11 protein-coding genes are annotated in these 13927 nt (G+C 73.9%); 5 read left to right on the top strand and 6 right to left on the bottom strand.

Annotated elements, in window-relative coordinates; all coding sequences use genetic code 11:
• Positions 1-21 precede the first annotated feature (21 nt).
• Together JTN19_RS15440 and JTN19_RS15445 are read left to right on the top strand one after the other, a co-directional pair.
• On the top strand, positions 22-474 hold the full coding sequence (locus JTN19_RS15440; RefSeq protein WP_206934436.1) for a hypothetical protein: 453 nt from the start codon (positions 22-24) through the stop codon (positions 472-474).
• The gene (locus tag JTN19_RS15445; protein WP_206934438.1) at positions 471-1676 is read left to right on the top strand and encodes a JmjC domain-containing protein; all 1206 of its coding nucleotides are present in this window, start codon (positions 471-473) and stop codon (positions 1674-1676) included. The genes JTN19_RS15440 and JTN19_RS15445 overlap by 4 nt, the downstream gene beginning before the upstream one ends.
• Positions 1677-1697: 21 nt before the next feature.
• Here JTN19_RS15445 and trxA read toward each other — a convergent pair whose 3' ends face one another.
• Genes trxA through tsaE form a run of 6 tightly spaced genes read right to left on the bottom strand, consistent with a single transcriptional unit; the run spans position 1698 to position 10616 of the window.
• Complete coding sequence (trxA, locus tag JTN19_RS15450; protein WP_184382651.1) at positions 1698-2027, bottom strand: thioredoxin TrxA; 330 nt, start codon at positions 2025-2027, stop codon at positions 1698-1700.
• 52 nt (positions 2028-2079) lie between these two features.
• Positions 2080-5532: a double-strand break repair helicase AddA gene (gene addA / locus JTN19_RS15455; RefSeq protein WP_206934440.1), complete on the bottom strand. Its 3453-nt coding sequence runs from the start codon at positions 5530-5532 to the stop codon at positions 2080-2082.
• Positions 5529-8510 carry a PD-(D/E)XK nuclease family protein gene (locus JTN19_RS15460; RefSeq protein ID WP_206934442.1) on the bottom strand — a complete coding sequence of 994 codons (2982 nt, stop codon included), beginning with the start codon at positions 8508-8510 and terminating at the stop codon, positions 5529-5531. Before JTN19_RS15460 ends, addA begins: the two co-directional genes overlap by 4 nt.
• Positions 8511-8518: 8 nt before the next feature.
• Entirely contained in the window at positions 8519-9235 is a 717-nt protein-coding gene (locus JTN19_RS15465; RefSeq protein WP_206934567.1) for a nucleotidyltransferase family protein, read from the bottom strand.
• 8 nt (positions 9236-9243) lie between these two features.
• On the bottom strand, positions 9244-10179 hold the full coding sequence (locus tag JTN19_RS15470) for a phosphotransferase (RefSeq protein WP_206934445.1): 936 nt from the start codon (positions 10177-10179) through the stop codon (positions 9244-9246).
• Positions 10176-10616 (bottom strand): tRNA (adenosine(37)-N6)-threonylcarbamoyltransferase complex ATPase subunit type 1 TsaE, encoded by a 441-nt coding sequence (tsaE, locus tag JTN19_RS15475; RefSeq protein ID WP_206934447.1) that lies wholly within the window; start codon positions 10614-10616, stop codon positions 10176-10178. Before tsaE ends, JTN19_RS15470 begins: the two co-directional genes overlap by 4 nt.
• Positions 10617-10681: 65 nt before the next feature.
• Between tsaE and JTN19_RS15480 the strand changes: the two genes are divergently transcribed.
• From JTN19_RS15480 to miaB, 3 genes are all read left to right on the top strand, one after another.
• Complete coding sequence (locus JTN19_RS15480) at positions 10682-11695, top strand: NAD(P)/FAD-dependent oxidoreductase (RefSeq protein ID WP_206934449.1); 1014 nt, start codon at positions 10682-10684, stop codon at positions 11693-11695.
• Positions 11692-12288: a DUF938 domain-containing protein gene (locus tag JTN19_RS15485; RefSeq protein WP_206934451.1), complete on the top strand. Its 597-nt coding sequence runs from the start codon at positions 11692-11694 to the stop codon at positions 12286-12288. The genes JTN19_RS15480 and JTN19_RS15485 overlap by 4 nt, the downstream gene beginning before the upstream one ends.
• Positions 12289-12469: 181 nt before the next feature.
• Complete coding sequence (gene miaB / locus JTN19_RS15490; RefSeq protein WP_206934453.1) at positions 12470-13855, top strand: tRNA (N6-isopentenyl adenosine(37)-C2)-methylthiotransferase MiaB; 1386 nt, start codon at positions 12470-12472, stop codon at positions 13853-13855.
• Positions 13856-13927: the final 72 nt, after the last annotated feature.

The raw sequence follows: 13927 nt of genomic DNA on the forward strand, positions 1-13927 counted from the left end.
CCCATACGGAGCCCGAGCAAAATGACCGAACGCCTGTCCCGACGCCTGCTGGTGCTCCGCGTGGCCGCATTGAGCGCCGCCGGCGCCACGCTGGCCGCCTGCGTGCCCGCCCAGCCCGGCCCCGTCTATGTGTCGCCGGTCGCGCCCGGCCGAATCCGCACCGGCCTGACCGATGCCGACCCCAATGACGGCGTGGGCTATGGCCGGGGCGGCTATCGCGGCGGCTACACCGGCAACCGCGTCCGCACCGGCCTGACCGACGCCGACCCCAATGACGGCGCGGGCTATGGGCGCGGCGGCTACACCGGCAACCGCGTCCGCACCGGCATCACCGACAGCGACCCCAATGATGGCGCGGGCTATGGCCGCGGGGGTTATCGCGGCGGCTATGGCGGCAACCGCATCCGCACCGGCCTGACCGACAGCGACCCGAGTGACGGCGTGGGCTTCGGCCGCGGGGGCCGCCGCTGGTGAGCCCAGAGGGGAGCCAAACGGGGAGCCAAAAGGGCAGCCTCCGCCACCCCACCGCCGAAACCACCGCCGCGACCCTGGGCGAATGGGCCTTTGGCGTCACCTATGGGGCGCTGGGCGTCAGCGAGGCGCTGTCCATGCGGGAATCCCGCAACTGGCGCTTCCTGCCCGGCCAGGGCGTGAACCGCTTCGCCGAGGTGCTCTCCACCGCCGCCATTGACGCGCATCTGCGCACCGACGCCGCGCGCAGCCCGCGCATCGCCATGGCCGATGAAAGCCAGCGCGGCAGCGCGGGCGTGCCGGCCGAGGAATTCACCCTCGACGACGGCCGCGTGGACCTGCCGCGCCTGCTGGCCCGCTTCGATGCCGGCGCCTCGCTGGTCGTCTCCCAGTTCGACGAGACGCACCCGCCCCTGCAACGCCTGTGCCGGGGCTTGGAAAAGTTGTTCCTCCACGCCGTCCAGGCGAACCTCTATCTGACGCCCCCCGCCGCCCAGGGCTTCCGCACCCATTACGACACGCATGACGTGCTGGTGCTCCAGGTGGAAGGCCGCAAGCGCTGGCGCGTCTGGGATGGCGAGCCCCTGCCCCGCCCCACCCGCCGCACCGGCTGGACCGGCAAGCTCTCGCCGGAGGGCGAGCCGCACACCTTGGTGCTCGAACCCGGCGACGCCCTCTACATCCCGCGCGGCGTCTTCCACGACGCGGCGACCGAGCCGGGCGAGACCTCGCTGCACATCACGCTGGGCTTCCTCGAACCCTCCTGGGCCGAGGCGCTGCGGCAGCTGCTGGACGATGTGGAAGCGACCGACCCCGCGCTGCGCGAATCCGTGTCCACCTGGCGCATCGGGGAGGACGACATGCACCCCGCCCTCGAAGGTGCCTTGGCGCGGCTGGCCGCGCCGGGCCTCGCGGAGCGTCTGCAAAACCTGCTGCTGTCCCACCTTCCGCAGGACCGCCAGCCCCTGCCGGCGCGCGGCCTGATGGACCGCATGCCCGAAGGCCGGCTGCGGCTGGCGGAGGGCATGCACCACCATGTGGTGCAGGGCGAGGATGGAGTGGTGGCGCTGCACTGGCCCGGCGGCGTGGACATCCTGACCGCGGAACAGATGGACGACCTGACGGCGCTCGCCGATGGCGCCATCCCGCAGGACCGGGACTTCGCGGCGCATCTCTGGCGGCATGGGATGCTGGAGCGAGGTTAGACCTCACTCCAGCCCCAGACATCACGCCAGCTTCGAGGCGATCCAGTCCTTCATCTGGCTCTTCGGCATGGCGCCCACCTTGGTGTCCACCGGCTTGCCGTCCTGGAACAGGATCATGGTGGGGATGCCGCGCACCGCGTAGGCGCTGGGCGTCTCCGGGTTGTCGTCGATGTTGACCTTCGCGATGGTCAGCTTGCCCTGATATTCCTGGGCGATCTCGTCCAGGATGGGGGCGACCATCCGGCAGGGGCCGCACCATTCGGCCCAGAAATCCACCAGCACGGCGCCCTTCGCCTCCAGCACGTCCTGCTGGAAGGTCTCGTCGCTCACGGCCTTGGTCAGTTCGCTCATCGGATGTGATCCTTGCACATGGCGCGATAAGTCGGATCGCGCCCATTCCAGGTCAAGCGGTCGGCGCATGCGTGTCCAGCAGGGCTGACGGCAGGGGCATCACGCGCGCGCCATAGGTCCAGACCAGCGCGCAGCGCACCTCGCGCCCGGGATAGGCCAGGCGCAACACCGCACGGTAGGCCGCCATCTGCCGCAGATACGCCGGCGGCGCCGCCTCCGGCTCCAGGGGCGGCGGCCGGTTGGTCTTGAAGTCCAGGATCAGCACGGCGTCGGGCGCGACAAGCAGCCGGTCCACCACGCCCAGGATCAGCCGCTGGCCGATCCGTCCCGCGATGGGCGCCTCGGCCAGGCTGCCAGGCCCGAAGGCGGCGGCGATGTCCGGGTGCGCCAGCACAGCCAGGGCTTCCGCCAGGATCTCCGCCTGCTGCGCCACATCGAGCCCATGGCCAGGCCGCGCCAGATAGCGCGCGGCGGCCGCCTCGCGCTGCGGCCCGGGCAGCTCGGGCAGGGATTGCAGCAGGGCATGGATCAGGTTGCCGCGACGGAAGCGCGTGCCCAGCGGGTCGCCCGGGGCGTGCGGGGGGGCGGCCGCGCCCTCCACCTCCTCATCCTCCATGTGCGAAGGCGTGGCGACGCGCACACCCTCCACCTCCGGCGCGGGGCTGCGCGCCCAGGCGGGCAGCGGGGGCGCATCGGCGGCGGTGTTGGCAGGGCGTTCCGCCTTGCGCGCGCCCTCCTGCGGCGTTTCCAGGCGCAGCATGGGGCCGTCCACGAAGCCCGCCGCCTCCGCGCCCCAGGCGCCGGGGTCGAACGGCACCTCCTCCACGCCGGGCAGGCGACGGAAGCCCTCCGCCACCTTGTCATGCCAGCAGGCGGCGGCCTTCTTCTTGCGATACCAGCCACAGACCAGCAGCCGGTCCTCGGCCCGCGTCAGCGCGACATAGAGCAGGCGGTTCGCTTCCTCCGCCTCGCGCGCCGCCTCGGCCGATTGCGCGTCCGTCCAGGGGGTCGCGGCGAAACCCTTGGCGCGCGGCGCCCAGAGCGGCAGGTCGTCCCCGGTCCAGCGCAGCCCCGCCCGCGCGGGCGGCGCCGAGGCCGTGTCGGGCAGGATGACGATGGGCGCCTGCAACCCCTTGGCGCCATGCACCGTCATCACGCGCACACGGTCGGCGCTGTTCTCGGGCTCGCGCTTCACCTCCGTGGCGGCGCGGCGCAGCCAATGCAGGAAGTGCTGGAGGCTGGCGGGGTGGGCGCGTTCATGGGCCAGCGCGGCCGTCAGCAACTCGTCCAGCGGGTCGGCGGCGTCGGGGCCGAGGCGGGCCAGCAGCCGCGCCCGCCCGCCGCGCTCGGACAGGATTTCCGCGACCAGCGCGTGCGGCGGCAGGTGGTCCGCGCGGATGGAAAGCGCCGCGAAAAGATCGGCCGCGGCACCCACGCGCCCGCCCTCGCCCCGCCGCGCCATCAGCCGCGCGTGCAGCGACCCGGCACGGCCATGGGCGAGCGCGAAGAGGTCCTCCTCCTCCAGCCCGAAGATCGGGGATTTCAGCGCCGCCGCCAGTTGCAGGTCGTCCTCCGGCAGCAGGATGGCGTCCAGCGTGGCCAGCACGTCCAGCACGGCCAGCTGCTCCACCAGCACCATGCGGTCCACGCCGCCCACGGGCACGTCCAGCTCCTTCAACGCGCGGACGAGCTGCGCCAGGAAGGCGTCGCGCTTGCGGACCAGCACCAGGATGTCGCCCGCGCGGATGCGCCGGCCCTGTCCAGGGTCGCCCTCGTGCCGGGCGGGCAGGTGTTCGTGGTCCAGCATGTGGCGGATGCGCCGGGCAAGCACCTGCGCCAGGCGGGAATCGGGGCCGGTCTCGCCCATGGGGGTCTCGGGGACCTCCCATTCGGGGGCGTCCTCGGCCTCGCCGGCCGCCAGCAGGGGCCAGATTTCCACGCAGCCCGCCATGCCGGCGCGGTCGGGGTTGTGGCGCAGCGTCTCGCCCTCGCCCACCACGCCCTGGCGGGCCGCGCCGTCCGCGAAGACCGCGTCCACCAGCGCCAGCACGGGCGGGGCGGAGCGGAAGGAGACGTTCAGCTCCACCCGGCGGAACGCCTGCCCCGCCGCCTCCGCCCGCGCGCCGAAGCGTGTGGCGGCGCGCGGCAGGCCGGTGGCGTCCGCGCCCTGGAAGCCGAAGATGGACTGCTTCACATCGCCCACGGCAAACAGGGTGCGCGGGGCGGCGTTGCTGCCCTCGCCCGTGGTGAATTCGGCGGTCAGGGCGCCGGCGATGCCCCATTGCTCCGGGTTGCTGTCCTGCGCCTCGTCCAGCAGCACATGGTCGAGCCCGCCATCGAGCTTGTAGAGCACCCAGGCCGCGCCCGGGTTCTCCAGCAGCGCCCGGGCCGAGGCGATGAGGTCGTCGTAATCCAGCCGCCCCACCCGCCGCTTCGCCGCCGCGAAATGGCCCAGCACCGGCCGCCCCAGCGTCAGCGCGGCCATGGTGGCATCCAGCAGGGCCAGCGCCTGGCGCCGCGTCTCGATGTCCAGCAGCCGCTCGCCCTCGGTGGCGAGAGTGGCCTGGATCATGGCCTGGTTCGCGCCGCAGCCCTTGGTGGCGAAGCGCGCGCGAACGGTGCCCTTGTCCGTGAGGAACAGGTCCATCCAAGCCGCCAGCTTCACCAGCCGCGCGGCGGGGCCGAGCGTGAGGAAGGCGCGGATCTCCTCGCCCCGCGTGACGTCATTGCCATTGCCGCTCAGCAGCAGGGCGGCCGCGGCGCGGGAGAGCGCGCCGTCATCGCCGCCCGCCGCCGCCTCCAGGGCCAGCGCCTCCATGTCCGCATCCGGCGCCAAACCGAGCCTGGCCGCCAGCCGCTTCCGCAGCCCGGCCAGCGTCCCGCCCGAGGCCATGATGGCCCCCTCGAGCGCCGCCTCCTCGTCACGCAGCGCGCGCAGCAACGCCTGCATGCCGCGCGCATCGGTCAGCGTGGCGAGGTGCCCCGTCGCGGGGCTGACGGGGAGTTCGGCCTCCCGCGCCTCGGCCATGCGGGCGGCGGCGTCCATCTCCTCCATCACGGCGAAGCCGGGGGCGAGGCCGGCCTCCAGCGGGAAGCCGCGCAGCAGGGATTGGGCGAAGGCGTGCAGGGTCGCGATCCGCATGCCGCCGGGCAGTTCCAGCACGCGGGCGAAGGCGTCGCGGGCGCGGTCCGTCTCGTCCTGGCCGGGTGGGCGGCCGAGAAGATCGGTCAGTTCGGCGCGCAGCGTCGCCGCATCGGCCACCGCCCATTTCCCCAGGCGCTCATTGAGGCGCGAGGCCATCTCCGCCGCCGCCGCCTTGGTGAAGGTGAGGCAGAGCAGGCGTTCGGGCGGCGCGCCCCCCAGCATCAGCCGCAGCAGCCGGTCGGTCAGCAGCTTGGTCTTGCCCGACCCGGCCGAGGCCGTGACGAAGCAGGAGGCCATCGGGTCCGACGCCGCGCGCTGGCGGGCATTGGCCTCGGCGCGGGCGTCATGCGGGACGTTCATGGCGCATCCCCCTCGCCCGCCGACCATTCATCGGCGCGCGACAGATGCCGGTAGTCGTGCGCGGCGCGACGGCGCGGGTGCGGGTGGGCGGCGAAGGGGGCCATGCCGAACAGGAACCGGTCCGAGAGGCGCGCCAGCGCGGCATGGGCCTGCTCGATGGCCTCGGCGATGTCGAGCTTGAGGCGCGTCACCTCGCTCGGTTCCAGCGCGCCGGTCAGGCGCCAGTATTCCAGGGCGGTGACGGGGTGGCCTTCCATGCCCTCGAAGCCGCCGCGCTCCGCGATCAGGGCCTCCAGCGGCAGTTGCGGGAAATCCCCGCGCTCCACCGCGGTGCCGGAGGGGGTGGTGCCGGTCTTGTAGTCCACCAGGCGGAGGTTCCCGTCCTGGAACAGGTCCAGCCGGTCCGCCCGCGCGTCGAGGCGCAGCACCCCGCCGGGGCGCCGCAGTTCCAGCCGCCCCTTCACCTCCGCGAGGCTGCGCGCCAGCGCGGGCCGCGCCGCGGCCTCCAGCCGGATCACCTCCGCGCCGATGCGCGCCAGGCGCGGCGCCCAGATGGCGGCGACGGCGGGGCGCGGGGCGGCGCGGGAAAGGGCCTCGGCCATCGCGGCCTCCCACATCTGCCGCGCCATGGCCTCGCCGGGCCAGCCGGCGCCGAGCTGCGCCAGGAAGCGGTGCATGGCGGTGTGGACGAGGTTGCCGTAGTCGGCCGCGTCCGCCTCCTGCTCCAGCGGCGGCAGGGCGCGGAGCCCCAGCACATGCTTCGCGTGGAAGGCATAGGGGTCGGCCAGCAGCATCTGCACGTCACTGACCGTGACGCGGTGCGGGCGGGCACTGGTCGGCGGGCAGGGCGCGGGGCGTTCCTGCGGGCGCACGGAAGCAGGCGCGTCCAGCAACCGGGCCCAATGCGCCTCGGGCGCGGCCGCCATGGACAGCCCCTGCCCCTTCAGCAGCGTGTCGAGCCGCGTGAGCCAGCGGGCCGGCACCGTCGGGCTCCCGCCGCGCCGCGCCGCGCGCGACAGCACCACTCGCCGCGAGCCCGCGCCGAACTGGAAAAAGTCGGCGGCCACGCGGCCGATCCGCAATTCCGGCGAGGGCAGGCCGAATTCGCGCCGCATGGGCCGGCTCATCCAGGGGCCGGGGTCGGCGGCCTGGGGCCAGATGGTCTCGTCGAGCGCGCCCAGCACCACCAGGTCGAAGTCGAGCAGGCGCGCTTCCAGCAGGCCCAGAATTTCCACCTGCGGGTGCAGCGCCGCCCCCGTCCGGCCGCGCGCCACGCGCGCCGCGCGGGTGGTGCCGGCGGCCAGCAGCGCCTCGAACAGCCCGGGCCATTCGGCGGGCGCGATGGGCGGCAGTTCCGCGAGCGCCGGCGGCAGGGCGGCCAGATGGCGGGCCAAAGCTTCCCCTTCCGCCTGGGCGTAGAGGCGCAGGCCGCCGGGCAGGTCGGGCGTGGTGGCCAGCGCCTCGGCGGCGCGAAGCTGGGCTTCGAGCAGTTCGGCGGGCGGGCGGGGCTCCGCCTCCTCCGGCAGGGCGGTGAAACCGTCGAGGCAGGCCGCCAGCGCGTCCAGCAGCGGCGCGGCCTCGGCCAGCCCGAGCGCCCGCAGCCCCGCGAAGCCGGGCGCCGGGGCCGGGCCGCGCAGGGCCTTCGCCTCCAGCGCGCGGGCGGCGGCCAGCAATTCCCCCCGCGCCATCCCCGCCGCGCAGAGCGGGTGCTTCAGCAAGGCCAGCAAGGCCACCGGCCCCATCTCCCCCGCCGCCAGCTTGGCGATGAGGCGCAGGAAGGCGCCGGGCGGCGTGTCGGAGAGCGGCTGCCCCGCGCTGTCATCCGCGAGGATGCCGTGGCGCGGCAATTCCGCCGCCACGCGCCGCGCCAGGTCCCGGTCGGGCGTCACCAGCGCGGCCCGCGCGCCGGGGGTTTCCAGGGCACCCCGCAACGCCAGCGCGATGGACGTCGCCTCATGCTGGGAATCACCGGCCGAAAGCCGCGTGACGCCTTCCAGCGCCTCCGGGCGCAGGCCGGGTTCCAGCCAGGGCGCGAGGTGCCCCGCCGGCAGCAGCGCGGTCCCGAGCAGGTGGGCGCGCGGCGTGGCCTCGCCCTCCACCCAGGGCGTGGCATCGGCCAGGGTCGCGCCCATGCGGGCCAGCATGGCGCGCTGCCCGGCGAAGGGGTGGGTGGGGGCGCCGTCCAGCGCCGCCTCGGGCAGGGCGGCGGTCGCGGCATCCTCGCCCGTCAGCACCACGAAGCCTTGCGGCAGGCGCGTCGCCACCACCCGCAGCAGGTCGGAGGCCGCGGGGATGGTGCCGCCCATGCCGATGCCGGCGGCGATGACGGCGCCCTCCGGCGGGGCTTCCTCCCAGGCGCGGCGCTGGGCGCGCAGCGCCATGACGCGCCGCACCCCAACATCGAGCAGCCCCTGCCCGTGCAGCCACTCCTGCCATTCCACCACCGCGGCGCGGAGGAAGGTGGTCGTGATCTGCCAATGGCTCGCCAGGTGCTCCGGCGCCAGCCCGTCCAGCTTTTCCAGCCAGCGATGTTCCAGCAGGGCGGGGTCGTCCGGGAGGGTCTCGGCCTCCTCCAGCGCGATCTCGTCCAGCAGCTTCGAGAGTTCGCCGCCCAGCGCCCAGGCGTGTTCGGCCGTGGGGGGGCCGCCGAAGCGCGGGGGCCATTTCGCCGCGAAACCCGCCAGCACCGCCTGGCGGCGCAGCGGGTCCACCGCGGGCGGCAGGTCCAGCAGGGCCGGCAGGGCGAGTTCGTCCGCATCCTCCACCGACAGCCCCGCCAGCGGCCGCAGCCGGGGCAGCAGCAGGGCGGGCGAATCCGCCTCGCGCAGGAAGGCGGCCTGGAGGGCCCGGGCCGCGCGGCGGGTGGGCAGCAGGATGGTGGCGGCGGCCAGTTCCTCGCCCACGCCCAGCCGCGCCAGGGCCCCGCGCGCGAGGGCGGGCAGGAAGGGCATCCCGGGGGCGATGGTGAAGAGGCGCATGACCCCTTCTACCGCCCCGACGCGTCAGGCGCGGACATGTCAGCCAGCCGCCTCTCGGTGCGCGCCAGGTCCGGCGGGGTGGAGAGGTGGAACCACCACCCGTCATGCACCAGCCCATAGAGCCGCCCCGCCTCCAGCGCCCGGTCGAAGCAGCGGTTCAGGCTGAAGCGGCCCTGGGGTTCGGGCGCCACCAGCGCGGGCGCCATCACCTGCACGCCGCCGAACAGATAGGGCGCCTGTTCGTGCGGCCCGGGGCGGCGCAGCCCGCCCAGCGGATCCATGTGGAAATCGCCGCGCCCCACCTCGCCCTCGATGGTGGAGGTGCGGACCATCAGCAGCAGCGCGTCCATGCGCTCCGGGTCGAAGGCGTCGCGCAGGCGCAGCAGGGCGGGACGCGGCCCGTCCAGCCAGAAGGCATCGCCATTGACCACGGCGAAGGGCGCCTCCCCCAGCAAGGGCAGGGCACGGCGCAGGCCGCCGCCGGTTTCCAGCAGATCGGGTTCCAGTTGCAGCCGGGTGCGCGGGGGGGCGGTGCGGGCGGCCAGCGCCTCGGCCACGCGCTCGGCCCGCCAATGGGCGTTGACCACCACCTGCTCGACGCCGGCCTCCGCCAGGCGGTCCAGCGCGTGGTCGAGCAGGGAACGCCCGCGCACCCGCAGCAGCGGCTTGGCCGTGGTGGCGGTCAGCGGTCGCATCCGCGTGCCGAGGCCGGCCGCCAGCACCATCCCGTGCTTCACGGATTCCCCCGCAGCGCGGGCGGCACATGCGCGTCCAGGAAGCGCGCCAGCGGCGCGGTGGCGGGGTGGGTGAGCGCCCGGCCCAGCAGCGCCCAGCAGCGCGGGCCATGTTGCAGGTAGTGCGGCTTGCCGTCGCGCCGATCGAGCCGCACCCAGAGGGCGGCCACGCGCAGGTGCCGTTGGGCGGCGCAGGCGGCCATGGCGGCGGCGAAGTCGCCGGCGGCAAGTTCGGGCCGCGCGGCCAGGTATTGCCGCAGCGCGGCATCCCTCAACGCCGGTTCCACGTCCCGCCGCGCATCCTCCACCAGCGACACCAGGTCATAGGCCGCATGGCCCAGGGCCGCGTCCTGCACGTCAATCAGCGCCATGCCGCGCGGGGTGGGCATGAGGTTGGCGGGAAAGTAGTCGCGGTGGACGAAGCCGGCCCCCGCGAAGGGCGCCAGCATCTCGCGGATGGCGGCGTCCAGCCCCGCGCGCACCGCGTCACCGGGCGGGGCGCCGAAGCGGGCGGGCCACCACCAGTCCAGGAAGGTGGCCGCCGCCGTGCGCGACATCGCCGCCGCATCCCATTCCGGCAGGCCGGGCGGGGGCGGGGCGGCGGCGGCGCGGGCAAGGCTCGCCACCGCCTCGGCATAGAGCGGGCCGGGGTCCGCCCCCGCATCCAGCGCATCGGCCATGCTGGCGGGGCCGAGATCCTCCACCAGCGCCGTCAGCCCGGGCCGGTCCACCGCCAGCACCTCGGGCGTGGGGACGCCGATGGCGCGCAGGTGTTCGGCCACGCGCAGGAAGGCCTCGAGATATGCCGCATCGGGCGTCTGCATCACCAAGGCGGGGCGCGGGCCGCCATGCAGGCGGGTGTAGCGCTTGGAGGCATCGCCCGGCAGCGCCTCGGCGCGGGCCTGGCCGAAGCCGTGGGTTTCCAGGAGGTTCACAGCCGGCCCTCCCAGCCCGCCAGGGTGATGCGGCGTGCGTCCTCGTCGAGCGGTTCCAGGGTGACCTCCAGCGCGGTGTCGGGGGCCAGCGCGCCCAGGCGCTCGGGCCACTCCACCAGCACGATCCCTTCCCGCGCCTCGTCCCAGCCCAGTTCCATCAGCCCCCCGGGCCCGTCCAGCCGATACAGGTCATAATGGTGCGCCGTGATGCCCCCCGGCAGCGGGTAGGATTGCACCAGGGTGAAGGTGGGGCTGGGCACCTCCAGCGCCGGGTCGCCGGACGCGGCGCGCAGGAAGGCGCGGGCCAGCGCCGACTTGCCCGCGCCCAGCGGGCCGCGCAGCAGGATCACGTCGCCGGGGCAAGCGAGGCGCGCGAGGCGGGCGGCCAGGGCCTCGGTCTCGGCCAGGGTGGAAACGATCAAATTCATCCCCCGCATTCTGGCCCCCTGCCCTGCCCTCCGCCAGACTGGACGCGCGCCTGGAAGCCGGGCATCCCAGCGCCATGACCGAGACCATCACCACCGACGTGGCCATCATCGGCGCGGGGCCCGTGGGGCTCTTCGCCGTCTTCGAGTGCGGGATGCTGAAGATGTCCTGCACCGTGATCGACACGCTGGAGGAGATCGGCGGCCAATGCGCCGCGCTCTATCCCGAGAAACCCATTTTCGACATCCCGGCCCACCCCCGCATTGACGGGGCGGCGCTGATCCGCGCGCTGGAGGAACAGGCGGCACCCTTCTCGCCCAACTACCTGCTGGCCCAGCGGGTCGAGGCCCTGCGGCCGGAGGAGGGCGGCTTCACCCTGACCACCAGCGCGGGCCGGGTGGTGCGCGCCAAGGCCGTGATCCTGGCGGCCGGCGCCGGCGCCTTCGGCCCCAACCGCCCCCCGCTGAATGATCTGCCGGGCTACGAGGCCTCGGGCGCCGTGCGCTACATGGTGACCAGGCGCGAGGAATTCCGCGGCAAGCGCGTCGTCATCGCGGGCGGCGGCGACAGCGCGGTGGATTGGGCCTTGTCGCTCAAGGATGTGGCGGCCAAGGTCATCGTCGTCCACCGCCGCGACAAGTTCCGCGCCGCGCCCGAGACGGCCGCGCAGCTCGCCGCCGCCGCCGCGCGCGGCGAGGTGGAGATGGCCATCCCCTACCAGCTGCACGGGCTGGAGGGCGACGGATCACGCCTCGCCGCCGTGACGCTCGCCACGCTGAAGGGCGAGGAAAAGCGCGTGGAGGCCGACCACCTCCTGGCCTTCTTCGGCCTTTCCATGGAACTCGGCCCCATCGCGGAATGGGGGCTGGGGCTGGAGCGCAGCCACATCACGGTCGAGGCGGCCACCTGCGCCACCAACATCCCGGGCGTGCACGCCATCGGCGACATCGCGACCTATCCGGGCAAGCTGAAGCTGATTTTGCAGGGGTTTTCCGAAGCCGCCATGGCCGCCCACGCCATCCACCCCCGGGTGTTTCCGGGCGAGGCGCTGCACTTCGAATATTCCACCAGCAAGGGCGTGCCGGCGTGACCGACGCCCGGCTGTTCGCGCCCGCCGTGGCGCGCAACCGGGACCCCATCGCCGCCGCGCTGCGGGACATGCTGCCGGCGTCCGGGCTGGTGCTGGAAATCGCCTCGGGCAGCGGGGAGCATGCGCTGCACCTGGCGCGCGAATTTCCCACGCTGGACTTCCAGCCCTCCGACCCCTCGGCCGAAGCGCTGGCCTCCATCGAGGCCTGGCGCGCGGCCGAAGGCCCCACCAACCTGCGCGCCCCGATCCGGCTGGACGTGCGGGAGGACGCGCCCTTCCCGCCCGCCGCCGCCGTGCTGTGCATCAACATGATCCATATCGCGCCCTGGGCCGCGACGCTGGGCCTGCTGCGCCATGCCGCCGCCGCGCTGCCGTCGGGCGCGGCCCTGATCCTGTATGGCCCCTACCTGCGGGCCGGCGTGGAGACGGCGCCGGGCAACCTGGCCTTCGACGCGGACCTGCGCGCGCGCAACCCCGAATGGGGAATCCGGGCGCTGGAGGATGTCGCCGCCGCCGCCGCGCCCGATTTCACACTGGAGCGGGTGGTTGAGATGCCGGCCAACAACCTCACCGTGCTGTTCCGCCGCGGGTGAGCGCCGACACCGCATCTTCACACGCTTTCCCTTGACCGGCGCGGCCCCGTTCTGGGACCGTTCGGACCGATGATGCGTCAGAACCCCGCCATGGACGGGGGCCGCGCTTCTTGACCGCGCGGCCGCTGTTCCGCACCTATCCCCGCTGGACCGCCCCTTCGGCGGCCGGCGAGGCCCCTCCATGACGCAGACGACCCCAGCCCCCAAGAAGCGCCTGTTCCTCCGCAGCTGGGGCTGCCAGATGAATGTCTATGACAGCCACCGCATGGCGGACGTGCTGGCGCCCCTGGGCTATGCGCCCGTGGACGCGCCGGAAGCCGCGGACATGGTCATCCTCAACACCTGCCACATCCGCGAGAAGGCGACGGAGAAGCTCTTCTCCGAACTCGGCCGCCTGCGCGTGATGAAGGACGCCCGGCGCGCCGAGGGCGCCGACATGCTGCTGGCCGTCGCCGGCTGCGTGGCCCAGGCCGAGGGCGCCGAGATCACCGCCCGCGCGCCCTATGTGGACCTGGTTCTGGGGCCCCAGAGCTACCACAAGCTGCCCGAGCTGGTGGCGCGCGTGACCCGCGCGGCCGGTTCCGTGGTGGACACCGAATTCCCGACCGAGGAAAAATTTGACCACCTGCCCGAGGCCAGCGCGCCCCAGGGCGTCACCGCCTTCCTCACCATCCAGGAGGGCTGCGACAAGTTCTGCGCCTTCTGCGTGGTGCCCTACACGCGCGGCGCCGAATATTCCCGGGCGCCCGAGGCGGTGCTGGCCGAGGCGCGGCGCCTCGTGGCCCAGGGTGCCCGCGAAATCACGCTGCTCGGCCAGAACGTGAACGCCTATCACGGCCAGGACGCGGCCGGCGCCGAATGGGGGCTGGCGCGGCTGCTGGAGGCTTTGGCCGAAATCCCGGGCCTGCTCCGGCTGCGCTACACCACCTCCCACCCCCGCGACATGGATGACGCGTTGATCGCGGCGCACCGCGACATCCCGGCCGTCATGCCCTTCCTGCATCTGCCCATCCAGTCGGGCAGCGACCGGGTGCTGGCCGCCATGAACCGCGGCCACACGGCGGAGGACTACCTGCGCCTCGTGGACCGGCTGCGCGCGGCCCGTCCGGACCTGGCGCTCTCCACCGACATCATCGCCGGCCACCCCGGCGAGACCGAGGCCGACCACCAGGCGACGCTGCGCCTCATCGAGCGCGTGGGCTTCGCCCAGGCCTTCAGCTTCAAATATTCCCGCCGCCCCGGCACGCCCGCCGCCGGCGCGCCCGGCCATGTGGACGAGGCCACCAAGGACCGCCGCCTGCAGGAGATCCAGGCCCTGCTGCGCGACCAGCAGGCCGCCTTCAACGCCTCCAAGGCCGGGCAGGTGGTGGAGGTGCTCTTCACCGGGCCGGGCCGCCATCCGGGACAGGTCTCGGGCCGCACGCCCTGGTTGCAACCGGTGCATGCCATTGCCGGTTTGGAACTGGTGGGCACGGTGCAACCCCTGCGAATCCGCGCGGGACACCCCAATTCCCTCGCGGGCGAACTGCTTTCCCCCCCGCCCAACCAGGAGCAACACGCCGCTTGAGCAACGCCCTCGCGCTCCGCGCCCGCCAGGGTCAACCCCCTGGACCCCCTTCCTCCGAATCCCGCAGCGTCA

The organism is Roseococcus thiosulfatophilus (assembly GCF_017311575.1).
Classification (GTDB): Bacteria; Pseudomonadota; Alphaproteobacteria; order Acetobacterales; family Acetobacteraceae; genus Roseococcus; species Roseococcus thiosulfatophilus.